This is a genomic window from Shewanella pneumatophori (assembly GCF_023283895.1).
Taxonomy (GTDB): Bacteria; Pseudomonadota; Gammaproteobacteria; order Enterobacterales; family Shewanellaceae; genus Shewanella; species Shewanella pneumatophori.
Genome location: NZ_JAKILB010000010.1, coordinates 59,780 through 83,949, shown reverse-complemented (window position 1 = coordinate 83,949; position 24,170 = coordinate 59,780). Strand labels below are relative to the sequence as shown.

21 protein-coding genes and 1 tRNA gene are annotated in these 24,170 nt (G+C 41.4%); 13 read left to right on the top strand and 9 right to left on the bottom strand.

Features of this window, described 5'->3' with window-relative positions:
- Nucleotides 1–23 precede the first annotated feature (23 nt).
- Nucleotides 24–1,157, top strand: coding sequence for a site-2 protease family protein (locus L2740_RS15510; protein WP_248951025.1), 1,134 nt, complete (start codon nucleotides 24–26; stop codon nucleotides 1,155–1,157).
- A gap of 249 nt (nucleotides 1,158–1,406) precedes the next feature.
- On the opposite strand, the gene L2740_RS15505 is transcribed toward L2740_RS15510, so the two are convergent.
- On the bottom strand, nucleotides 1,407–1,790 hold the full coding sequence (locus L2740_RS15505) for a hypothetical protein (protein WP_248951024.1): 384 nt from the start codon (nucleotides 1,788–1,790) through the stop codon (nucleotides 1,407–1,409).
- A gap of 18 nt (nucleotides 1,791–1,808) precedes the next feature.
- Nucleotides 1,809–2,177, bottom strand: a complete 369-nt coding sequence (locus tag L2740_RS15500) for a hypothetical protein (protein WP_248951023.1) — start codon at nucleotides 2,175–2,177, stop codon at nucleotides 1,809–1,811.
- Between the two features lie 398 nt (nucleotides 2,178–2,575).
- Between L2740_RS15500 and L2740_RS15495 the strand changes: the two genes are divergently transcribed.
- The 3 genes from L2740_RS15495 to L2740_RS15485 are packed head-to-tail and all read left to right on the top strand — an operon-like array spanning nucleotide 2,576 to nucleotide 5,996.
- Nucleotides 2,576–3,217, top strand: a complete 642-nt coding sequence (locus L2740_RS15495; RefSeq protein ID WP_248951022.1) for a 4Fe-4S dicluster domain-containing protein — start codon at nucleotides 2,576–2,578, stop codon at nucleotides 3,215–3,217.
- A 36-nt stretch (nucleotides 3,218–3,253) separates the two neighbouring features.
- Nucleotides 3,254–5,473, top strand: a complete 2,220-nt coding sequence (locus tag L2740_RS15490) for an aldehyde ferredoxin oxidoreductase (RefSeq protein ID WP_248951021.1) — start codon at nucleotides 3,254–3,256, stop codon at nucleotides 5,471–5,473.
- 4 nt (nucleotides 5,474–5,477) lie between these two features.
- Entirely contained in the window at nucleotides 5,478–5,996 is a 519-nt protein-coding gene (locus tag L2740_RS15485; protein WP_248951020.1) for a hypothetical protein, read from the top strand.
- 230 nt (nucleotides 5,997–6,226) lie between these two features.
- Here the strand turns inward: L2740_RS15485 and L2740_RS15480 are convergent.
- Nucleotides 6,227–6,311 (bottom strand) — tRNA-Leu (locus tag L2740_RS15480).
- A gap of 337 nt (nucleotides 6,312–6,648) precedes the next feature.
- Between L2740_RS15480 and L2740_RS15475 the strand changes: the two genes are divergently transcribed.
- Complete coding sequence (locus L2740_RS15475) at nucleotides 6,649–6,783, top strand: DUF3149 domain-containing protein (RefSeq protein WP_012153859.1); 135 nt, start codon at nucleotides 6,649–6,651, stop codon at nucleotides 6,781–6,783.
- Between the two features lie 77 nt (nucleotides 6,784–6,860).
- Here L2740_RS15475 and L2740_RS15470 read toward each other — a convergent pair whose 3' ends face one another.
- Together L2740_RS15470 and tcdA are read right to left on the bottom strand one after the other, a co-directional pair.
- Nucleotides 6,861–7,478 carry a superinfection exclusion B family protein gene (locus L2740_RS15470; protein WP_248951019.1) on the bottom strand — a complete coding sequence of 206 codons (618 nt, stop codon included), beginning with the start codon at nucleotides 7,476–7,478 and terminating at the stop codon, nucleotides 6,861–6,863.
- A gap of 183 nt (nucleotides 7,479–7,661) precedes the next feature.
- On the bottom strand, nucleotides 7,662–8,483 hold the full coding sequence (gene tcdA, locus L2740_RS15465; protein WP_248951018.1) for a tRNA cyclic N6-threonylcarbamoyladenosine(37) synthase TcdA: 822 nt from the start codon (nucleotides 8,481–8,483) through the stop codon (nucleotides 7,662–7,664).
- 384 nt (nucleotides 8,484–8,867) lie between these two features.
- On the opposite strand from tcdA, the gene L2740_RS15460 reads away from it, so the two are divergent.
- Complete coding sequence (locus L2740_RS15460) at nucleotides 8,868–9,926, top strand: porin (protein ID WP_248951017.1); 1,059 nt, start codon at nucleotides 8,868–8,870, stop codon at nucleotides 9,924–9,926.
- Between the two features lie 553 nt (nucleotides 9,927–10,479).
- Nucleotides 10,480–11,505 (top strand): porin, encoded by a 1,026-nt coding sequence (locus L2740_RS15455; RefSeq protein WP_248951016.1) that lies wholly within the window; start codon nucleotides 10,480–10,482, stop codon nucleotides 11,503–11,505.
- 354 nt (nucleotides 11,506–11,859) lie between these two features.
- Here the strand turns inward: L2740_RS15455 and L2740_RS15450 are convergent, their stop codons facing one another.
- Together L2740_RS15450 and L2740_RS15445 are read right to left on the bottom strand one after the other, a co-directional pair.
- On the bottom strand, nucleotides 11,860–12,519 hold the full coding sequence (locus tag L2740_RS15450; RefSeq protein WP_248951015.1) for a thiopurine S-methyltransferase: 660 nt from the start codon (nucleotides 12,517–12,519) through the stop codon (nucleotides 11,860–11,862).
- Nucleotides 12,520–12,804: 285 nt separating this feature from the next.
- On the bottom strand, nucleotides 12,805–13,146 hold the full coding sequence (locus tag L2740_RS15445; protein WP_248951014.1) for a hypothetical protein: 342 nt from the start codon (nucleotides 13,144–13,146) through the stop codon (nucleotides 12,805–12,807).
- Nucleotides 13,147–13,393: 247 nt separating this feature from the next.
- Here L2740_RS15445 and L2740_RS15440 point away from each other — a divergent pair, with 247 nt between their 5' ends.
- Entirely contained in the window at nucleotides 13,394–15,205 is a 1,812-nt protein-coding gene (locus tag L2740_RS15440; protein WP_248951079.1) for a protein kinase domain-containing protein, read from the top strand.
- A 12-nt stretch (nucleotides 15,206–15,217) separates the two neighbouring features.
- Here the strand turns inward: L2740_RS15440 and L2740_RS15435 are convergent, their stop codons facing one another.
- Nucleotides 15,218–15,835 (bottom strand): FxsA family protein, encoded by a 618-nt coding sequence (locus L2740_RS15435; RefSeq protein WP_248951013.1) that lies wholly within the window; start codon nucleotides 15,833–15,835, stop codon nucleotides 15,218–15,220.
- Between the two features lie 283 nt (nucleotides 15,836–16,118).
- On the opposite strand from L2740_RS15435, the gene cutA reads away from it, so the two are divergent.
- The 5 genes from cutA to L2740_RS15410 all read left to right on the top strand — a co-directional run bounded on the left by cutA (nucleotide 16,119) and on the right by L2740_RS15410 (nucleotide 22,855).
- On the top strand, nucleotides 16,119–16,442 hold the full coding sequence (gene cutA, locus L2740_RS15430; protein ID WP_248951012.1) for a divalent-cation tolerance protein CutA: 324 nt from the start codon (nucleotides 16,119–16,121) through the stop codon (nucleotides 16,440–16,442).
- Nucleotides 16,439–18,271, top strand: coding sequence for a protein-disulfide reductase DsbD (locus tag L2740_RS15425; RefSeq protein WP_248951011.1), 1,833 nt, complete (start codon nucleotides 16,439–16,441; stop codon nucleotides 18,269–18,271). Before cutA ends, L2740_RS15425 begins: the two co-directional genes overlap by 4 nt.
- A 192-nt stretch (nucleotides 18,272–18,463) precedes the next feature.
- Entirely contained in the window at nucleotides 18,464–20,119 is a 1,656-nt protein-coding gene (locus L2740_RS15420; protein ID WP_248951010.1) for a cation:proton antiporter family protein, read from the top strand.
- Between the two features lie 530 nt (nucleotides 20,120–20,649).
- Nucleotides 20,650–21,804 (top strand): galactokinase, encoded by a 1,155-nt coding sequence (gene galK / locus L2740_RS15415; RefSeq protein WP_248951009.1) that lies wholly within the window; start codon nucleotides 20,650–20,652, stop codon nucleotides 21,802–21,804.
- Between the two features lie 22 nt (nucleotides 21,805–21,826).
- Nucleotides 21,827–22,855 carry an aldose epimerase family protein gene (locus L2740_RS15410; protein ID WP_248951008.1) on the top strand — a complete coding sequence of 343 codons (1,029 nt, stop codon included), beginning with the start codon at nucleotides 21,827–21,829 and terminating at the stop codon, nucleotides 22,853–22,855.
- Nucleotides 22,856–22,903: 48 nt separating this feature from the next.
- Here L2740_RS15410 and L2740_RS15405 read toward each other — a convergent pair whose 3' ends face one another.
- Entirely contained in the window at nucleotides 22,904–23,320 is a 417-nt protein-coding gene (locus L2740_RS15405) for a hypothetical protein (RefSeq protein WP_248470170.1), read from the bottom strand.
- Nucleotides 23,321–24,170: the final 850 nt, after the last annotated feature.

Here is a 24,170-nt window from a genome sequence, read left to right as displayed (position 1 = left end):
ACTTTTCGCTTTAGAGATAAAACGTGGAATTATTGAAAATCGATTGCCTAGGGAAACCACTGCGCCTTGAGGGCTCACTTGCAGGCTGGCAACAACTATTTTGGGGCGATGCTTTAGTCTCTGTGATTCAAGCAAGCCCCGATAATGAAGGGCTAAAAAGCCATACCTTTGAACTGGCAACGCAAGCACCTACTCATACAAATCTTGAAGGTACTGAGCCTGCAGAGACAATCGTCACTCCAACGATAAAAATCACCTTAGAAACCGACTTACAGTGGCAACCTTTTGTCATCGATTACCGTTTACTCAAAGACGATGAAGTAATCACAAGCGGCCAACGTACAACTAAAGACATTGAACGCCAAACTCCAACCGTTGCGGTTGCAGAAAAAAGACAGTTCAGTGTTATCGGCTTAGCATCACTTGGTTTTAAACTGCTAAAAAGCGCCAAGGTAATCAAAGTCCTTTTAGCCGGTGCTAGCGTAGCAGCCTACTCATGGTTGTTTTCATTTCAATTCGCACTCGCACTTATCGCTTGCCTGGTTTTCCATGAATACGGCCATATTCGTGCAATGAAGTACTTTGGCATGAAGACTAAAGGTATTTACCTCATCCCATTTATGGGCGGGCTTGCACTCAGTGATGAGAAAATTAACACTCGCTGGCAAGATGTGGTGATTTCTATCATGGGGCCAACATTCGGCCTATTTATGTCGCTAGCATCGCTTATCGCTTACTGGGTAACGGGCAATATCTTCTTTGCGGGGTTAGCCACCTTTAACGCCTTACTAAACCTATTCAACCTGCTCCCGATATTACCGCTTGATGGTGGCCATATTTTAAAGAGCATCAGTTTTTCAATGAACAGTGTAATGGGCTTAATCGCATGTATTTTAGGTGCAGCGGTTGGAGTTTATATCAGTTACTCGCTTGGTTTAGCCCTGCTCGGCTTCTTACTATTAATTGGCAGTGCAGAAATCGTATTTGAATGGAAAACCCGTCACCAAAGCCATCTGCTACCATTGGATAGATATGGACAGATCTTCTCGGCAATTTGGTACTTCTTAACGGTTGGCGCACTGATAGGCATCATCTGGTACTTTGCAGCCTCTGGCGATCAAATGCTGGCACTGCCGTTAGAGATCTTAAAGAGCTAACGCCTTACAGATTCTATATTGAGCCTCTAGAAGATTCTATTGGCTCTCAAAACCTGCTAGCACAATCCTTATTCCCTTATATATGCCTTCACTTTTTACCCAATAAACCTAATTCAATTCAAAGCTTAAAGAGTATATAGACTAACTCGTCCTCCTGTTAGTATCCGATAAGAACATCAATTAGGTCTAATTTTATACAGTCTCTTAATCGATAGTAACCTCCACTGAAAAACCAATAAAATCTGGAACTTAAGCTTCAGCACATATAGTACTAACGCATGATACAAAACAATGACGGCTATCATTATCAGCATCACAATTTGCATTAAAGAGTAATACCGAGCAATGGCAACCATTTCTAGATTTTGTTGAAGACCAAATAGCATTTACACCAATAGGCCAACTACGATCAGATGTCTTCGTAAGCCAAAGATGTAACTCATGCAATTCTGTTGAGGTAGGCAGACGTTTACCTAATCGACTAACCAAACTCGCAGCACTATTAAACTCCATATCCGCTAAGCCTTGCCATTCCTCAGATTCAATATCAAATTTGTCCGCAATAGCTTTAGATATAAGCGGAGAGAAGCAAAGCTTTTCTCCCCAACTTGTTTCAAAAATAATCTCATTCATAGTTATACCTCAGTTTGATTATGAGTCGTAAACACAAGAAACAAACCCATAGTAGCTATCATTAATACTGTAAGACTTACCATTTTTTAAACGCACAGAGTAATGCTCCCCCTCACTAATGCTGGTTGAAGAACGATAAATATTATGAGGAGGCCAACAATGATCACTTTGTTGATTAAGCCATAAATGAAGTTCAAACAACTCTGCTGATGTAGGTAGACGCATGGATCTCTTATGTGCCAATTCAATTGCCGAGCTATGACTTAGATCCGCATACCCTTGCCATTCTTTACATTCAATTCCTAGTAACCGCACTTCATCAACTGTCATTGGTGGAGTAAATGTCAGTAAAGCGCCCCAACTTGTAGTAAAACTTATATTGTTCATGCTAATTCACTCTACAATTAAATTGATAATATAAAAACAAATAAAAATTTAGCTTATAAATAAAAACCATACCAACAAACCCAAAACAACATTAATAAATTAGCAAGTGCATTTATGTGACCAAATTCAATTAAACGTACAAATTAAAATGCAAAACAAAAGCAAGAAAACTCTAAATTATGAGACATTAATTTCAATAGCAACTAACTAAAATATTCTAATTACTAGAAATCGAAAAACTAAAGCTGTGATTAAACACCTACATTTCAAATATAAACACCGCCAATTGGGTAATTGTGACCACAATCAATTTGTTTATTTATTCGTTAGTAAATACTCCTTTTAGAAATAATCATTATAAAAAACTTTAATATCTATATTACTAAGAGGAAATCAAAATGATTACAAGGAGAGCACTGCTTGCCAATGGAGCGAAAGTTGCTGTCGGAACTGTTTATTGTGGATCATTAGTTAGCTTTCTCACAGGCTGTAGTAGCGATGATGACAATACAACTATTGAAGTTTTGCCTGGTGGGTTGATGGTTGTTGATCCAATACTTTGCGTTGGCTGCAGACGCTGTGAAATTGCTTGTAGCTGGAGTCATGGGATATCAGCGGTAAGTCCTAATACAGCAAGGATTAAAGTCGCCAAGAATCTGAATTTTGGTCCCCACGGAGTACAGGATAACTTTCACCAACAAAGAGGTGAAGAGGGAGATGGCACTATAGTTCCAGAGACCTGTAGGCAATGTGATGTCTGCATGGCAGCTTGCCCACAACAAGCTATTTATATCAATGAAAAAACCGGTGCCCGAATTGTTGACGACGAGCTCTGCATTGGTTGTGGCTATTGCGCAGAAAACTGTCCACAACAAGTAATTACAATAGATAAATATACTAGAAAAGCCTTAAAGTGCGACCTTTGTGAAGGAAAGCCAAATTGTGCTGAAGTTTGTCCAACAGGTGCAATTAAGTTCTATACATGGGAAGAAGCAATAGCTGAAGTTGAGCATCACGAAAAGTATTTAACTCTAATTTAATTTATTTGAATTCCATAATTTTATAGGACCTTATATATGAATAAAGAATTTGGTGGTTGGGCTGGACATGTTTTACGTGTCGACCTCACAAACAATATTATAAAAAAAGAGCCAACTAGCACCTATCACAATTATATAGGCGGAATGGGAATAGGATACAAAGTATTATGGGATAACCATAAAGACGGAATAACCGCTACAGATGAAGAAAATAGATTAGTAATTTCAGCGGGTCCATTAAGTGGTTCTGGTGCAATATGTTCGGCAAGAACTACTATTACTTCTAGAAGCCCTGTAATTAGAAATCATTTAATTACAGATGGTCATTTTGGCGGACACTTTTCTCCAGAAATGAAATATGCAGGCTATGATGCAATAATTATTGAAGGTAAATCTTCATCGCCCGTTTGGTTAAAAATCATTGATGATAAAGTCACACTAGAGCCAGCTGATTCATTATGGGGAAAGGGCATGTTTGATACCTTTGCCGCTGTTAGTAAAATGATGGGTCAGCAAGCCCAAGTAGCAGCAATTGGACCTGCTGGTGAGAACCTTGTGTCTCAGTCCACAATTCAAACTCAGGGTGGCCATTCTGCGGGTGGTCATGGTGCAGTTCTAGGCTCTAAACAACTTAAAGCTATTGGAATTATTGGTACTGGCGTCGTTGATGTCGTGGCTAATAATGAACAATTAAGAAAGTTAGATGATCACATTCTAGGTATTATTGGTGCAAATAACCAAGGTGTCGTGCCGCATCAACCGCAAACCTGGGCAGAATATAGTTCTAGTATAAGTCGCTGGAGAGGTGGGCCTGGAGTCAAATGGGGAGCAGCAGACAACCCTGTAGATGTAGGCGAAACCCCTTGGGATGATCGTCAAAAAGTTGGTATGCGCACTTCTATGGCTGAGATGTATTTTGGTCGTGAAGAAGCCAATAGAGTATTCAAACGACCTGGCGGTTGTCACTCCTGCCCTATACGCTGCTTCTGCGAAGTTAAAAACCCAAAAATGAAGACCGAATATAAATTACCTACTGATAATATTTCAAATACTTGTATGGGCTTCTTAGATCCTTGGTATGTAATGGGATTGCCTGCAAACTCTGAAAAGCGAACAGATATTCAAACTGTTGGCGCTTATTACATGGATAATTATGGTGTATGGAGTGCGTACGGACAGCTATCACATGTTATGCGTGAATTTATTACGCGTGATTTTTGGAAGCAATTATTACCAGCTGAAGAGTTTGCAGCCATTAATTGGCAACAGCAAAAAGATCTTGATGCGCACTTCATGGAGGACTTTTACACACGCTTAGCTTTAGGGAAGCAATATAAAGGTTCAAACGTCTTAGGCCGATTTTTAGGTAAAGGCTTACATGAGTTTATCAATGAAGAAGGCGAACTCTACAATATCCAAGATATTCTTGATGGAATTGAAACACCGCGCATGGCAGGCCTAATATTTAATCTAGAAGGTGATGCACCTTATGGGCTAACTGGTAAGAATTACAGTGTGTTTCTGGATAAAGGTGTAAAAGTATTCAACCGTTCAATGGTTGGAGGAACGCATCACGCCAGTGAAACAGCTGGGCAAGTAGGTGCATTGCTAAACACTGTATTTAACCGAGACCCACAATGCCACTCTCACATCAACCTGGTTAACTGCGGTTTGCCTTACGGGAAGATTGCAGAGGTGGCAGACAAGATGTGGGGAGCTGGTGCATTTGATCCAGTCAAACACTATAAACCAATGAATGTGCCAAAAGCCAAATTTGCAAAATGGTGCTTAGTGAAAAACGTACTGCATGACTCACTAACTTTATGCAATTGGATGTTCCCACTTATTGTTTCGCCCGACGTAAAAAAAGACTACCAAGGTGATAGTTCAATCGAATCACAAATGTTTAGTCTAGTAACTGGAATACAAACTAGTGAACAAGAGTTGGATGATAAAGCTGAGGGTATTCTGCAACTTCATAGGGCTCTTTCAGTGCTACAAATGCAAGAAATTGACCAACGCAATAAACACGACGTATTAACTGAGTGGGTCTATGATCTTGATCCTGATAAAGTATTTGGAGATGAGGGCACAATTAAGATGGGCCGAGAAGACATGCAACTAGGTCTAGATCTTTTCTATACAGAGATGGGCTGGGATCAAGCAACAGGAACTCCTACTCGCGCAACACTTGAAAAGTTCAAGCTTGGTTATGTTGCAGACAAACTAGAAAGCCTTGGCTTACTACCGGCCTAAACATATGGAACCTTTGGTGGAGTTTATCCGTTTATTTAGCCAACACGGCCGTCTAACGACGGCCAACCAATTAATTGCAGTTGCAGGCTTAGAGTTGGAAATCAATGATGTTAACTCAGAACACTTAAAACTTATCGAAGAAGCAAAATATCAAGATATTATGCTGATACATGGCGATATCGACAGCTACTTTTATTCAGATCGGTACATTGTAGAGAGCTATGCTAAGCAATGGTTGGGGGTAAATGAAGATAAAATTAGTGCAACAATGGCGGATTATATTAGACGCTATTCAGCGCTAGGAGAGCTGGTGCCTGAAGATAATTTCATTCACGCTCCATATAACCTTGCTCAAGCTGATCTAGATATCCTGCCTCAACAATTTATGGCTATCCCTGAATTTGCTGACATCAACTATCAACGTAGTGAGAATGGAACAGGATACTATTTTTCGACAATACATCTTAAAGAAAGCTACGCTAAAGTCTTAGCTAACTATGATCCATTTGAGTGGTCGGTATAATACTTTAACCTTATCGAAATCATGGCTAGGCATGCTGTCTAGCCTTTTAATATTCAGCAAAAACTTTGCCAGCAGCCAACGAAAAGAACTCACTCAGAAATATTCGTCCTATTGCATCCTTTAGAAAGTTCTAGTCATTAAATGTCGAATAGGCGATTCGTTAAATATTATTAATAGCCAAATTACAGGCATAAAAAAACCTGCTCGATGGCAGGTTGCTTTGTTGATAATGGTACCTGAGGACGGACTTGAACCGTCACTTCTTTCGAAATCGGATTTTGAATCCGACGTGTCTACCAATTCCACCACTCAGGCATTATCAATAACACTTACTTAAATCTGCTCGACCTCAGTAAGTGAACGGAATTATACCTACAGAGAAACGAATGGCAAGCACTTTACTGAGTGTTTTAACTCAACTGAGCATTTTTCAGGCTCAACGGTCAGTGTGCGCTCACATTCCATACAAGCTAACCGAGTTAGCAAATCTTATCAGCTTATCAAAAATTAGCGAAACGTGATCAACACCATATTACTTAACAACTAACACCCATTTAATTAATAACTCAAAGCGTTTTTGACCCAGATCAAAAAACAATCAGCACCTACAGCGTATTGTGATTAGGAATTAAAAAGAAAGAGGATTTCGCAAATGGCATTCTGGTTAGATTTGATGTTTGGCAACCCAATAGGTTTGCTTTCGATGATCGTTATCTTTAGTACTATTGGCATCATTTCATATCTGATGTGGATGTTCTATACCAAGTCTGCGGATCCCGAGAATTGATCTTGAGTAATTCTTTCTAATGCAGGGGGCTTTCGCCCCCATTTTTTTGTCTGCGATTTATAAATAGCAAAGTAAGATTAAGCAGCTTGCTTTCGTGGCGCAGCAAAGCTGTGCACAAAGTGCGGACGCGCTTTAATTAAATTCTTCATCTCTTCAGCACTCGGCTCACCTACCGGGAAACGCAACACTTGACGATTAAGATGAACACGAGCACGCATTGAGATCTTAAAATCTGCCGTCGACGCCTGGATTGCATAATGCTTTTGATTACCTATGCATTCTAAAATGCCAGCTTTTAATAAACTCTTCACCGCCAACTCTTGCTCAGGCAAAGTTAAAATCGTTTCTCCTTGTAAGAAAAACTCTCGCAGTAATGCTCTTTCGGTTGGATCCAATAATTTGACTTTTTCTTCAATGATTTCAACTGAACGCTTATCACTTAAATAGCTAATAGCTTCATCAAGGAAATAACTTAGTATTTGCGTCAATAAATAAGCGGCACCAATAATTAAGCCCAAACCAATAAAGTGCGCATATTGCTGTGAAAACTCATTTAAACTGAGTGAGGTAAGCAGTGCTTTAGGAGCAAACAATAATGCAGCACAGGAAAGAGCTAGCCAAAGCATTGTTGTAAAAAAGAATTTTTTAGCCGACATCATTTTTAGAGAAGTGAATTTGAAAGCTACGTTTTGCATACCTAGTTTACCCAGTGTCAGAAATCTGTTTCTAATTAGGTATTAGCAATAATAATGCCAGAATATCGATTCTGGCATTAGTCAACTCTCACAAGGCAATAGCGATACAAAATGTATTTAAATCAAGTTACAAGCACAAAAAAGCGCCATTATGGCGCTAATATTAAAACTGATTAAACAAAACTATTTTGCAGCCGCTTTTGCGGCTAACTTGATTAACACCCTACTGGTTGCCACAAAACCAAATGTACCAGTTACCACAGTCACAGCGCCAAAGCCTGAAGCACAGTCCATACGCATACTACCTTCTGCGGTAGCTTTGGTATTACACACACTACCATCTGCTTGTGGGTAGACCAATTGCTCAGTGGAGAACACAGCTTCAATAGCAAAGCGACGAGCGACATTTTTTGAAAAGTTATATTCACGTCTTAGCATATTACGCACTTTTGCTAATAACGGGTCTTGGTAAGTTTTTGCCAAATCAGCAACCTGCACTTGAGTCGGATCCATCTGCCCACCAGCCCCGCCAACGGTAACTATCGGCAGTTTTTGACGCTTACACCAGGCAATTAATGCAGTTTTGGCTTTGACTGCATCAATACAGTCAACAACGTAATCTATGTTGCCACCAGCTTTTTTACCTTGAAAATACTCTGACAAGTTTTCAGGTGTAATAAAGTCTTCAACCTCATTAACGATGCATTCAGGGTTAATTTGCTTTAGGCGCTGCGCCATCACTTCTACTTTAGATTCGCCAATAGTATCTTTGAGCGCGTGAGCTTGTCTGTTGGTATTAGTCACACAAATATCATCTAAATCAATTAAAGTAATTTGCCCTATTCCGCTGCGCACTAACGATTCAGCAACCCAAGTTCCTACACCGCCAATCCCTACAACCACCACATGGGCAGAGGCAAAGTAACTAAGAGCTTGTTGGCCATATAAACGACCAATACCCGCAAAACGATTTAAGTAAGCGTCAGACAATGTGTGATTATTCAAAATGATACTCAATGTAGAAAGTGTGTCAGAGATTAAAAGCTATTAACCGAGCTAATTTTATCTTAATCAGCAGTAAAACTCTAAAAAAATAACCAACCAGCAAAACACATTTGTAAATAACAATTGAAAAGCTAACTCAAATAGACACCTGATTTGTATCCAGTGTTATTTTTTATCCAAACAACTGTTTATTAACGGTAAAAATACACAATCACTATCACGAAACTTCCATGAGTTTTGATGTGGATCACAAACCAAATCTCATATTCCGTGCCAGAATCTCGCCCGACAATTACAGCTTCACGCTTGTTAGCCTGCATTTCAGGCAAACAAATATTGATAGCCTGCAACTATAAATAGCGATTTCGCTACAGGAAGATGAAAATGAAAAAAACTGTTCTGTCTGTCACGATTGTTTCAGCACTAGCTGCCACTTCTTTTACTGCATTAGCTGATGGCCCAAGCTTCTATGGCCGTGCAGATCTTGCGATCACCAACTCAGATATGGGTATCGCAACACAAAACCAAAAGTCTGGTACCATCATTGAAAACAACTTCTCTTGGTTAGGTGTTAAAGGCACAGAGGCAATCAATAGTGATCTTGAAGTGGTTTACCAAATGGAGTTTGGCGTTAGCAACTTCGACAATTCAGGTAACACTTTCTCAGCACGTAACACTTTTCTAGGCCTTAAATCAGCAACAGCCGGTACCGTCCTTGTTGGTCGTAACGACACTGTATTTAAAGCAGCTGAAGGCGGTTTCGATATTTTCGGCAACACCAACTCAGATATCGATTTACTAGCAGCTGGTCAATCTCGCAGCGCAGACGGCTTCACATATTACTCACCAAAGATCGCCGACCTAGTCACACTTAATGCGACTTATTTGATGGACGACAACTACGCGCAAAAAGTAAACGGCGAAGTTATCGATGCAGACAATATGTATGCACTAAGTGCTACTATTGGTGATAAAGCACTTAAAGCACAAAATTACTATGTTTCTGCTGCTTATAACGACAGCATCGACAACGTAAAAGCGTACCGTGGTGTTGCTCAAGTTAAACTAGGCCAAGTCATTCTTGGTGGTTTCTACCAAAACAGCGAACACGTTGATAGCAAGTATGCCAATTTAGAAGGTGACACTTACTTCGTAAATGCTGCTTACGTTATGGGTAATCTAAAACTTAAAGCAATGTACGGTAGCGATGACTCAGGTTTAGGTAAATATGTTAGCCGTTATGTTGGTAGCGTAGATGGCGGCCTTGAAACAGTAAGCGATGTTGATCTACAACAGTTCAGTCTAGGTGCTGATTACCGTCTAAGTAAAAACACTTTAGTATACGGCCACTACACTAAGTACGATGGCGATATGATGTTAGGTGGCGCTTCTCAAGATCTAAGTGATGACATCGTAACTGTAGGTATGCGTTTCGATTTCTAAGCCTGTTAACAGAGCAATCTTTAACCTGATCTAAAACGATAATCCATCGTTAAAAACTAAAAGGGCAGCTTAGCTGCCTTTTTTAATGCCTATTTATTAAGCAGCTTTTGTAAACCTAGACCAATAAAGGGCTAACAACATAAAAGTAACATTTACAGCCTATTGCCAACTTTTTTGCCTTCAACATGCTGCTGGTTAATTTACGTTCGCATCTGAAAACCTAAATTCAACATAAATGCAACCTTAGTAAGTCCTTAAAAAGTAATAGCTATTATATTGGCAAGCCGCATCAATACTACTTTAGAGATAGTCTTAAGTTGCTATTTTTATGGATATTCCTAATTAATCTGCCAAAGTTCCCCTATGGTCACAAAAAAGTATCAATTCTGCTCTTGAACCCCAAAAACTTGATCCAGTCCACAATCTTGATGCCATAAAACTGTAATATTTAGCCCCACAATTGTTATGAGCTTGGATGCAAGTAACAAAAACAAAAGTTTATGTAAAAAACCATAAGAAACGAATAGGAACTTAGGTTCTGGGAGCAAATGAAATGAAAAAGACACTAATCTCTGCATCAGTGGCATCAGTTTTAACCCTAGCTTCTTTCGGCGCGCTAGCCGATGGTCCAGGCTTTTACGGTCGTCTAGACCTATCAGCTACACACTCTGATACAGGTGCAACGACACAAAACGGTAAAGAAGGCACTATTTTTGAGAACAACTTCTCTCACTTAGGTGTTAAAGGTACTGAGAAAATTGCTGATGGCTATGACATCGTTTACCAAATGGAATTTGGTGTTGATAACACATCAAACAGCAACAAGACGTTCACCACTCGTAACACTTTCCTAGGTCTAAAGACCAACGCTGGTACTGTACTAGTTGGTCGTAACGATCACGTATTTAAGCAAACTGAAGGTGGCGTTGACGTTTTTGGTAACACTAACGCCGATATCGACCGTTTAGTTGCTGGTCAAGACCGTGTTGGCGATGGTATCTGGTATTACTCTCCAAAAATCGCTGGCCTAGTGACTTTGAACGCGACTTACCTAATGGAAGGTAACTACACTGACGAAGCTAACAAGACTTCGTACGATCAACAGTATGCATTAAGTGCAACTATTGGTGACAAGAAACTTAAAGCGCAAAACTACTATGTAGCTGCCGCTTACAACACTATCAATGGTATCGATGCATACCGTGGTGTGGCTCAAGTTAAGTTAGGCGACTTCAAAGTAGGCGGTATATTCCAAAACACCGAAAGCCAAACATCTGATCAAGAAGGTAACTCTTACTTCGTAAACGTTGTTTACAACCTAAACGGCGTTAACTTAAAAGCTGAATACGGTAAAGATGAAGCTGGTTTCGGTAAGTACTACAAAAATGTAACTGACGAAGCTGGTACTGATGTAGATGTTCAAGTTATCACTGTTGGTGCTGATTACAAGATTGCTAAATCAACTATGGTATATGGCCACTACGCTATGTACTCAGGCGACCATAAAATCGCTGACGGCGCTAAGAAAGATCTAGAAGATGACAACGTATTCACAGTTGGTGTACGTTACAACTTCTAATCGTTTGAGTCTGTAGACTCTCGATTTAAAGCCATAAAAAAGCGACCTAAGGTCGCTTTTTTGATCTGGTTAGATCCGATAAACGCTTTGATTACGGATCTAAAGACTCTAGATTTTCGAACTCTTATAATTTTTCCAGTTAGCCCTGCACTCTCGCTGTGACCCAGTTGTATTTGTCTCAACTGAGTAGTGAAGCCCCAGCTTTGATTCTTTTCCGTAAGCGCAGCGTTCTGTTATCCGTGAGCGAAGCGTTCCCTAGACAGCAGGCCGTTCAGCTTTTATCATCTTAACTTTACCGTATCTGCTTTATGCGCTTTTCCGTCTTTGCCTTTCCTAAGACCTAGAACCTTCTTTTCAACCTTTTCGAATTAACTTATAAACACTTTCTGTCAGCCATGACACCTGCTTTTTCACAAAGCGTGGATTTTCAGCAAGTACGTCTTCACTCGCTAGGCATTCAATCTCAAAGTCATCACTAAGATTTGCATTAACCCAATCATCAGATACCGCAAACGGCGGACCATTTAACTCAGCTTGTGGGTAATCCAAAGTAATCAGCAAACCAACGCTGCCAGCAGGAATTAATTTAGCCAATTGCTTGGCATAAGCTAAGCGCATCTCTTCAGGCCAAGCAATCAGAGCGGCTCGATCGTAAAATGCACTTGTTTGTAGCATCTCTGAAGCCGAGAAAGTAAAGATATCACCTTGATAAATGGTTACTTGTTCAGTAGCAAAACGTTGATGTTCGCCAATAGTTTCAACCTTTAGTGGCAAACGGTTCTCTTGATAGAACTGCTGCACTGCTAACTCATTGAGCTCACAGCCTAGTACTTGATGGCCCTGCTCTGCCAAAAAACACATATCTAATGATTTGCCACATAAAGGAACAAATGCCTGGCAAGATGAATTGAGTTGTAACTGCGGCCAATATTTTACGAGAAGAGGATTTACTGCATCTAAATGAAAGCCTATTTGCTGGGCATCCCATTTTTCATGCCAAAAACTTGGTTGCATAATCTATGTCCATAACAGAGAAACTTAGGTATGCCATAGACCAGAATACATTGAAAATAACATCGAATGATTGTTGCTAAGCTAACAGCTCAACTTAACAAAGCTTCAAGACTTGGTATACCACTATGGCCGTTACTCTATATGCAGAGCCATACAGAAGCAAAAAAACTCAAAGATAACTAAGAAGTCGTCAACAACCATGAGTAATACCAAGTCATACAAATACAGCAAAACATTTAAACTGTATCTAAAACCAGCTACAACTTAGGTATAAATAAAGCAAGCTTACATGTTAAGTGTTTGCTGCACTTTTCGAAGCCAGATACAGTTTTCACATTCACAGTTTCGACGCGATAAATGATGCGGCGTTAAGCTTGAATCAATAAAATCAACCGCAACCAATAACTGCTGCTTTAAATCTTCCACCGTCTTTCTTTCTACCGCTATGGTTTCATCGTTATGATTCATCCAAGTGCATTCCATGCCTTGATGACAATTAATACATTCCATATCCGTTGGATTATAAAAGCCTGCATGAGGGCAATAACGCAATTCCATTGACTGCAAAATACGACGCCTAGGATACTCAAGTAATGCAATTAACTGTGATTTGTCTAACCCTGACATAAAGCCACCTCTGGATTGATATGAAAGCCTTTTCAATGGCTCATATCCTAAATACTAGTCCCAAGTTCAAGATTACCTTTCTCTTATTCTGGTAGATTTGATATACATCAATATCTAATCCGAAATTATTGGTTAGGTGTGACCTACACAGGCTTTTTACAATTGAGAAAATAACCCGATAAAAACACAGTTTTGGACATTAATGTAGGTTATTGATTTAATGGAGTTGGCAACCGAGGGAACACTATTGCAAACACCTGAACTACAGCACTTTTATATCTCTGAAGAGCAATCTATCTATTTGCTCGGCGCTAATGACGCACGTAAACACAAGGCTTGGATCCGTCTGTGTAAACAGCAACTAGGCAAACTAGGATATAAGAATTTAGAGCTTATTGGTAAAGGCGCTTATGGCTTTGTGTTTGCGGGAGTGAACCAACAGGATGAGGCCCATGTATTTAAGTTCTCACGCCTCACTTTGCCACAGCATATCCAAGATCGGCTTGAAGAAGAAGCCTTTATGCTGTCACAAGTTATTCATCCTAATGTACCGCCAGTCATCAAGTTTGAGCATGTAGGCAAGCAAGGCATTTTAGTCATGGCAAGAGCCCCGGGGGAAGACTTAGAGCAGCTTTGCGTTAGAGTCGGTGCACTTCCTGTGGCAATGATAATGAATATTGCTCGGCAACTCGCAGCCATATTACAATATTTGCATAATGGCAGACCATTAATCCACGGTGATATTAAGCCTTCAAACTTAGTTTATGACGTTAAAAATCAGCACTTATCACTAATCGATTGGGGCTCAGCCGTGTTTGCCCAGCGTGATACCGAAGGCAACCCTGTTAACGGTAATGTGATGGACTTAATGTCAAGCGATCAACAACATACCAATGCAAGAATGGGCGATGTGTACTTTATTGGTGACGAGCAACTCAACGGTGCGCTATCGAGCCCACGATTTGATGAGCAAGGTGTCGCTGCTACCTTGTATGCACTAGCGTCAGGTCAAGCTAGCCGTTTTGGCAGCAAAGTCATCCCCCCAACCAGTATTGGCTTGCCTGTTGAACTAGCACGTACCTTAGACGGCATGTTAAGTGATGATCCGCTACAACGAAAAAAAGCCGGTGATTACTTCTTAAAAAGTATGGCTCATAGCCATCGATTACATCTTCCTGAAATAAACAGTTTACCCTTAGTACCCGAGATCCCTGTTTGGCATCTACCAAGAGATAAAGAAGTAGAAACCGTAAGCTATAGCTCCCGCAAAGCCTTCTTAAAAGAGCATAACCATGACGATCCCATCGCCAAAATGGACGACCTGCAGCTCGAAAAATATTATCGCAACTTTATGGCCGGCATGGGTGATACTGAAAAAGGCTTTATTGCTGCAGTGGGGCGCTTAAGCCAATATGCAATTGTGGGTGGCTTGGCAATTCATTGGCGCGAAACCGGAGTCTTTATCGACTCTAACTTAGCGATTTACAAGGCAGAGCAAAAACACGCCATAACGCTTGCGGTTAATAACATGGTCACTTTGGCTCGAGGGATCCGCCGAATCGGAGTATTTAAAGCCTGCTTCTTTAACGCCCGCGATACGCTGCATGTCGAGCGCAGCGATAGCTCGCAGCCTTTTACCTGTGCAAGTGATCAGCAATTACCTTTTGAAGTGGGCGATGTGCCATCACTTGAAGATAAGTCACGCCTACATTCTTACTTTGAAGATGGCCGCGACCCTGAAGAAAACCTTGAGCTGCCGAAAGAGATTATGACTGAACTAGGTTGGATAAACCAAATCCACCATACCGGCTGCATTATTTTTGAAGTATTGCCTAATCACATGAAAATCCACAGTTACCTGCGGTTGCTCAACCCAAGAAAGCAAGCGGCGTTTAGGGCAAGCCTAGATAGGATCTTATCCCACGTAGATAAAATCCAAGGTAAAGGAGTTTCGGGGTTTATGAAGCTACCATACAAAAACACCCGAAAATTCAATTTAATTGAGCGACGCGCAGACAGATTTTATCCGCGCAATCCAAAGCAGCTTGAAGAGAACTAAAGCTGCGATTGTTTATCGCTTAGTTCGCTCGTTATTGGTTTCGTCATCACCTTTATGGGAAACCGTTTCACCTTCAATCGTAGAGCCTTTGACTTGATGGCTTTCTGGGCGTTTGTCACTTGGATCTGGACGGCGCTCAAAGTCACCATCAAAAGTATTGCCTTGATCAAATGGTGAATTGCCGCCCTGCTCAAAAGGATTACGACCTTGTGGACCCATTCCCGGCCCAAAACCACCGCCAAAACCTGACTGGAAGCCACCGTTAGCCTGCACTTTTAATTGCATACGCTTGTAGAAAAAACCGGCCACTGGGATGCGCGTAAATGGAGTCAGCAACACCAAACCAATAAAGTCAGTTACAAAGCCAGGAATCAGTAGGAGTAAACCAGCAACGGCCAACATCATACCTTCAACAATCTCTTGTCCCGGCGCTTCACCACGGGCTAACTTTTGCTGCACTTGCATTAAAGTGCTGATCCCTTGGCTTCTCACCAAAGAGACACCTACAACAGCGGTAAAAATCACTAAGGCGACAGTTGTCCAACTGCCTAATACTTCGCCCACGCGGATCAGTACTGAAAGCTCCATAACAGGAACGACAACAAAGATTAATAACAAAATAAAAAACACACTGACCTCACATTTCTTGCTGCTTATGAAAACTAAATTGGGGTAACTCGGTCTATTTTCAAGCCATTGCTAAAAGCGTACTGGCAATAAACAGTATAAATGCTAACTAAGACTGCATTTATGCCCATAATTGTAAGCAAAAACTACTGGCATCACTATTTTAGTCATAGCTTAATGCAAGGCTAACTTAAAACACGTACAGTACTGTTCAGCTTTATTATCGGCCATATTAACCTCGTTGGCTTAATACAATTTTAATCTGTTGGACAATAGAAATAGTTTAATGCAAACCGAATTTTTACTCGTTATCACAACTTGCCCCAGTGCCGAGAAAGCTAAAGAGCTCGCTCGTGAACTGGTTAAGCGCAAACTTGCTGCTTGCGTACAGATCTCGCAGGGGATTTCATCCGTATATGAGTGGCAAGGAGAGTTGTGTGAAGAGCAAGAGTTTAATTTGCAAATTAAATGCTTAGCGCAGCATTACAGTGCCATTGAGCACACTCTTTCTAAGCTGCATCCCTATGATGTACCCGAGCTAATAGCAATCCCAATAACACAAGGATTGCCAGCCTATTTTGATTGGATAAAAGAAACCACACAGCCATGAAAAAAATTATTAACCTGTTTTTAGCCTCATTACTACTGCTTACGCCGTTGGCGCATGCTGATGGCATTTTTAGCAGTAATAAATTTGATTTCTTAAAAGGCGAGCCTGAGCTCATGCCTGTCGACCAAGCCTTTGTATTCGACTTTAAGCAGCAAGGCGACCAAGTCAAAATCAGCTGGGTCATTGCCGACGGCTACTACATGTATCGTGACAAACTCAAGTTTGAAACCTCTGATGGAGCGGTAATCGGTGAAGTATCGCTGCCGCAAGGTAAATCGCATACTGACGAATATTTTGGTGAGCAAGAGGTTTACTACACTTTTGTTGAAATGCCTGTTGCGATTAAAGAGGCTAGCACGGGCGACAAACTCAATGTCACCTTTATGGGCTGTGCTGAAGGCAAACTGTGTTTCCCACCAACCAAGCGCAGTGCAGAGCTAACTGAAGTCGCTCAAAATAATGGCTTACTCACTGAAACCGAAAAGCCACTAAGCAGCAATGTAGCTGCTGCAACTGAAGCAGAGACTTCTGCCGCACCAATTACCCAACAAGATAGCTTAAGCGCTATGCTATCTGGCGACAGCCTCATTTGGACCTTAGTGATCTTCTTTGGTCTGGGTATAGGCTTAGCGTTAACGCCTTGTGTTTTCCCAATGTACCCAATCCTTTCAGGTATTATTGTCGGTCAGGGCGAAAAACTGTCTACCGCTAAAGCGTTCACACTTTCTATGGTGTACGTGCAAGGTATGGCTATTACCTATTCTCTGGTTGGACTTATCGTTGCCTCAGCGGGTATGAAATATCAGGCTGCACTACAACACCCTGCGGTACTCATTGTATTAGCAATTCTGTTCTTTGTATTAAGTCTATCAATGTTTGGCTTATACGACTTAAAACTGCCATCTAAGTGGCAAGAGAAGATGAACGCATTCTCAAATAACCAAAAAGGCGGCAACGTTATTGGTGTATTTGTAATGGGCATAATCTCTGGCTTAGTCGCCTCACCGTGTACTACAGCACCACTGTCTGGCGCACTGATTTATGTGGCGCAAACAGGCGATCTAATGCAAGGCTTCTTAGCACTTTACGTACTCAGCATGGGGATGGGACTGCCTTTACTTATTATCGGTACATCAGGTGGTAAGCTATTACCAAGAGCTGGCAGCTGGATGGATATCATCAAGACTATTTTCGGCTTCCTATTGATCGCTGTATCAATTGTGATGATTGGTCGTATTTGGCCAGACTTTATCTCAGATCTATTATGGTCAATCTGGGGTATTGTGTTGATCGGTTACTTGATGCATCAAAACAAACTTACCGAGTTTAGCTGGAAACAAACTGTACGTTCAGTGCTGCTGATGCTGGCGCTACTTGCAAGCTTCTCTTACGGCATGCAGGCAGTAATGACGAAACTTGGCTTTAATACTCACACTACTGTTGCGACTAACAGCGCTGCAGAAAACCACGGTTTCACCCGCATTAAGTCACTTGATGATTTAAAAACTGAAATCGCCGCAGCAACCGCTGAAGGCAAAACAGTGATGGTCGATTTCTACGCTGACTGGTGTGTAGCCTGTAAAGAGTTTGAAGCGATAACCTTTAAAGATGCTCAGGTTTTAGAGCGCATGGATAAAATGGTATTGCTGCAAGCAGATGTCACCAAAAACGACGATATTGATATCGAGCTACTTGAGCACTACGACATTCTTGGCTTGCCAACCTTATTGATGTTTGATGAGAATGGCGTAATTCGTGATGACTTACGTGTTACAGGCTTTATGCGACCAAAAGCATTTGCTGAGCATTTAGACCACTTAGTGAAATAGCTTCCGGCGCTAACACCTAATACATTAGCGTAAATTAAAGCCCTTGTTTAACCTAAACAGGGGCTTTTTTTATACCTGCCATAGCAAGGAAGATAAAACGTTAACATCGATCAAATTTGTTCACATTTTTCAGCTCAACTTCATAAATTTCTTATACAATGGTGCATCATTCCATAATTAAAAAGGAGCATCATGGAACCCGCCATACTCATAATCACCTTAGCCTGCGGCATGCTAGTTAGCCGTGTGGGACTTCCCCCTTTAATTGGCTATCTTGTTGCGGGATTTATGCTGTTTCTGTTTGGGATTGAAGAGTCCAGTTTGCCAATGCTGGAGCAATTGGCAAACTTAGGTGTAACCCTCCTACTATTTGCCATTGGTTTAAAACTCGATCTCAGAAGTTTATTTAAAGCAGAAGTTTGGGCAGGTTCCAGCTTACATCTTTTAGGCTCAATGCTGTTTTTTATTCCGCTATTAAAGCTACTTGGCCTTTTAGGGCTTGAGCAACTAACCGGACTCGAACTAAATCAATTAGCCCTACTCGCCTTCGCGTTAAGTTTCTCGAGTACCATTTTTGCAGTAAAAATACTGGAAGATAAAGGTGACATGCAGTCGCTATATGGCCGTGTAGCCATTGGTATCTTGATTATGCAAGATATCTTTGCGGTAGCATTTTTAACGATTTCCAAGGGTGATATTCCATCATACTGGGCATTAGGATTATTGCTGCTACCACTAGCAAAGCCACTTATCTATAAAGCCTTTGATCGTGTGGGCCACGGTGAATTACTAGTGTTGTTTGGCTTAGTTATGGCACTAGTTATGGGTGCAGGTTTATTTGAGCTTGTTGGCTTAAAGCCGGATCTTGGTGCACTAATTATTGGTATTTTACTCGCAGGTCACCCTAAATCATCAGAACTGGCTAAATCGCTGTTTTACTTCAAAGAACTATTCTTAGTGGCTTTCTTCTTAACCGTTGGCCTTAATGGCTTACCAAGCTTCTCTGATATAGGACTCGCGGCAATTTTAGTGCTGGTTGTACCGATAAAAGTCATTCTATTTCTATATTTGCTCACCCACTTTAAGCTGCGCTCTCGCACTGCGCTAATGAGCTCATTTAGCTTGGGCAACTATAGTGAGTTTGGTTTAATTGTCGCTGCAGTGGCCACCTCAAAGGGCTGGCTGCCACCGCAGTGGATGGTCATTTTGGCGGTAGCACTTAGCTTTAGTTTTTTGTTTGCAGCACCACTAAATATCGCATCAAGCCGACTTTATCAAAAGTACCAAGCTTGGCTTAAGCGTTTGGAGAAACATCCGCTACATCCTGAAGATAGACCCATTCCGGTTGGTAACCCACGCTTCTTAATTTTAGGTATGGGACGTATTGGTTCAGGTGCTTATGACGAGCTGCGATCACGTTATGATGGTGAAATTCTTGGTGTTGAGCACAAGCAAGACCTAGTTGATTTTCATATCAGCCAAGGACGAAACGTTGTACAAGGCGACGCCTCTGATACTGACTTTTGGGAAAAGCTCGACAGAGCGCCAAACCTTGAGCTAGTGCTATTAACTATGCCGCATCATGCTGGTAATCAGTTTGCAGTTGAGCAGCTGCAATCTCTTGAATATCAAGGCAAGCTAAGTGCAATTGTAAAATATAAAGAAGATGCTGAGTCGCTTAGTGAATCAGGCGTAGACAGTGTATATAACCTTTATGAAGCCGCTGGTGCCGGTTTTGTTGAGCACTTAGTTAAAGAGCTATTAACCCCTAGCGGCACCGCACCAGATAACCCTGATGCGATTAACCATAAAAACCAAGTTGAAACCACGGTTGCAGCAAAAGACTAATTAGCTAATACCCTAGTTCGTTAGGTTCGTTAGTTATAAAAGTCGGCGATTCAATCCTCCTATTGCGTTTGCTCTAGGAGGATTATCATTAGGTTAATTTCATCAAGATCCCCCCCTAGCGCAAGCATTGCTAGAGAGCACCCTTTTGATAACTAGCATCTAACCACTATGCGTTACTTACAAGCCTAGCCACACCTTTATCAGGTGTTCCTGATGAACTTATCCCATGTCAATTTCTTTAATCAACAAGCACGCCAACCAGTAGCTAACAGAAAAACTCAGTTACACAAGTTACAAAGACATGATATAAATCAATAGATGGATTTTGAGCACTAAAGTACGCTTTACAGCAAAAGCAGCATCAAGCATAGATTATGACCTCGCTGCCGCTCAATCGCTTGGGTAAACCAAGCCATTTAGGTAAACCGCTGTTATTAATTTGGTCGTTAGAATCAAACCGCAGCTAAACCACTCAGTTTACAGCAACGTTTTGTACTGAACGCAAATACTAACATTCGGAATTTTGAATTATGTCCAATCCCGCTCAGCGAGCAAACAAATTGTTTGTGCAAACTTTTGGCACCCAAGCTGATGAGCTTTATTGTGCCCCTGGACGTGTGAATCTTATTGGTGAGCATACCGATTACAATGACGGCTTTGTGCTGCCAGCTGCAATTAACTTTCATACTGCTATTGTGGCCAAGCGCCGTGACGACCTGCAATTTCGCGCAGTGTCGGATGCCTATCCAGGCGAGATAGTATCTTGGACATTTGGTGAAGAAGGCGCACCAGTTAAAAAGCACTGGTCTAACTATTTAAAAGGCTTTACTGCTGCAATGGCAAGCTCAGGGCTTGCACCTAAAGGGCTCGATATTGCTGTTGTTAGCAATATTCCTATGAATGCGGGCTTATCATCATCAGCCGCTTTAGAGGTGGCTTTTGGCACTGCGGTTAACGATTGTAGCCAAATTAAACTATCACCTCTTGCTATCGCTCAACTTGCTCAACGCGGCGAAAACCAATTTGTAGGTCATGCCTGCGGCATTATGGATCAAATGATTTGCGCTCTTGGCGAGCAAGACCACGCCTTTTTAATTGATTGCCTCGATCTTGATAGCGAAGCCGTTAGTATTCCTGAAAACTTGAGTTTGTTGATCATCAACTCCAACGTTAAGCGCAATGAAATTGAAGCCCAATACAATTTACGCAAAGAGCAATGTGAACAAGCAGCCAGCCATTTCGGCCTAGAGTCATTGCGCGATCTAGATCTCTCGACCTTAGAGGCGGCCAAGGCTGAACTACCAGAAGCTTACTATAAGCGTGCTAAGCATGTACTCAGTGAAAATCGCCGTACCCAAAATGCGGCTTGGGCATTAGAGTCTGGCGATATCGCTAAATTAAGTCAGCTAATGGCTGAATCGCATATTTCAATGCGTGATGACTTTGAGATCAGCACCACTGAAATTGATTACCTTGTCGAGATAGTATCAGAGGTAATAGGAAATCGTGGCGGCGTGCGTATGACTGGCGGCGGCCTTGGTGGTTGTATTGTCGCACTAGTTGATCACGAACTCACCGATGCTGTTGTTGCTACGATTGAACAAAAGTTTACTGATAAAACCGGGCTAGAAGCAGATATTTACTTGTGCTTAGCCAGCGATGGTGCCAAACGCATCGACGACTAAAATAACGCTAACAGGACGAAAAATGGTACGTATTCGCGCTCTTGAACCTTGGACGGATCCACGTGGTGGACAGATTGAACGAGTACTCATGGATAACGGCACACTTGCCGTTGAGGTACTAAGCCTCGGTGGGATAATCCGCTCTCTATGGGCGCCTGATAAAGAAGGCGAACGTGCCAACATTGTTCTAGGATGCGATAGCGCCGAAGACTATTTAACTCAACAAGCGCATTTAGGTGCGATTGCAGGACGGTTTGTTAACCGAATCGCCAAGGGGCAATTCTCAGTTGCCGATCAGCACTACCAGTTAGATGTTAATCAAGCTGGTAATTGCTTACACGGCGGGCACGAAGGCTTCCATCGAAAAAATTGGCAGTTAGGTACCCTACCCGATGGTGTGCGCCTAAGTTTACGCAGCCCAGATGGCGATATGGGCTTTCCAGGAAATTGCAATATTCAGCTAGATTATCGTCTTGTGGGCAATAATCTATACGTAGAAATATTAGCCAGCACAGATAAAACCTGCCCTATTAGCCTTTCACAGCACAGTTACTTTAATTTAGACGCCAGCGAAACCACTCTGAATCATCAACTACAAACCTATGCAGAGCAGTATTTATCGATGGATGAAACAGGCATACCTACTGCGATTTGTGACAGCAAAGGTAGTACTTTAGATTTATCCATTCCAACACAACTACAGTCACTGATTGGTCAAGAAGAGTTCACCAGTACCAAGGGGATAGATCACTGCTATTTATTGCCCCAAAGCGAATCTAAATTGCAGCGCTTTGGCACATTAAGCTCTCCGCTTAGTGGTCGTAGCTTAACTTTATATACCAATCAGCCCGGCGTACAAGTTTATGGTGCTAATTACTTACAAGGCACGATAGGCAAAAACCAGCAAGTGCTCAAGCAGTATCAAGGTCTATGTCTGGAGCCTCAGCAAATACCTGACGCCCCAAATCAAACACAAATCGCAGGCAGTGCATTAATCGCACCAGGCGAAATCTATCATCACATTAGTCGCTATCAGTTTGAAAGTGAGTAATAGCAAACAAAGCACATAAAAAAACAGCGCCTATAAGGCGCTGTTTTTTTAATCGTCGTAATCGTCCGACCAATCGTCATCGTAGTCGTCGCCATCGGCAGACTCTAACTCTGGCTCGTCGTCATCATCTGCTGGTGCTGCTTTAGCTTTCTTTGGCGCTGCAACACTCTTTGGATTGTTTGCTTCAACCCAACCTTGATGCTTAGCCATAAACTCTTCACGTGCTGCGAACCAAGCTGCACCGCAAGTCTTTTCAACTTCTGCGATAGCCTGATCATCAAGCTCATGTAGGTTTGGCTTAACGATATCTTCTGCATACTCGATGATTGATTCGCGAGTTGCGTTATAGAAGTAAACGCGTCCAGCAGAAGCATCAGGAAACTGTTTATCATGAATAAGAATGGTATTGCCACGAGCAGTTCTTAGCTCACCGTACCAAACTGGTTTTTTTGAAGTCTTATACATATATGTTAATGCCCTTAAATCAACACATACAAAAATAAATAAGAAGTAAATTGCGCTAACATTTACCTCCGTTTTCCCTATATTTTTTCATCAGGGACAGAAGCGGTATTTTTACAGATTTTTGCCGAATATCAATAGTTGAAAATACGAAATATCACTCTCAAAGATGAAATAAATCACATAAATTATTCAGCTCTTATCGAATTTAGTTCAAAGCAGCGGTTATTCAAGTTTTTCGTTATCAATAAATGTAAAAAAACATCCAGCTAGTTAACAAACCTCACAACATCAACCGTTTAGACAACAAATACTAATGAAAGACAACAAGCTAATTTTCTATAGATATTAGGCTATCGCTACAATGTGAACACAATATGACAAGCCAATATGAGTCGGTCAAAGCCTGTTCGATTTTACTGGCCTAATTGCGCATATCCCTTAGCAAAATTTGAACCCGCAAAAGTTGCTGTATAATCTAAAAACCACCACTTATTCACCTTCTTGCACCACTATCTCAGGCGAATTCAGCAGACAACAAATCGTACCTATATATGAAGCCCAATAAGCACTATCATCCAACAGGCTGCGAGATACCTAATTAAGCGATTAAAAAAAACGAGCCGACTGGCTCGTTTTTTCCTTGGCTACAAGGCTAGCGCGCCTTTTCAACCATTCTCTGAATCACCTTATTATTGCGCCTTTACATTCTGCTCAGCTTACAAAAGCCTTGTAAGCAAACCATTAACCAAATGTGAGTTTGATCGTATTTTTTTGGGAGAATTGAGTTACAGGTAGAGTTTCTAAGAAATTATTGAAATTGATGAAATTTTTTAGCTCCCCCCTGAAAGAG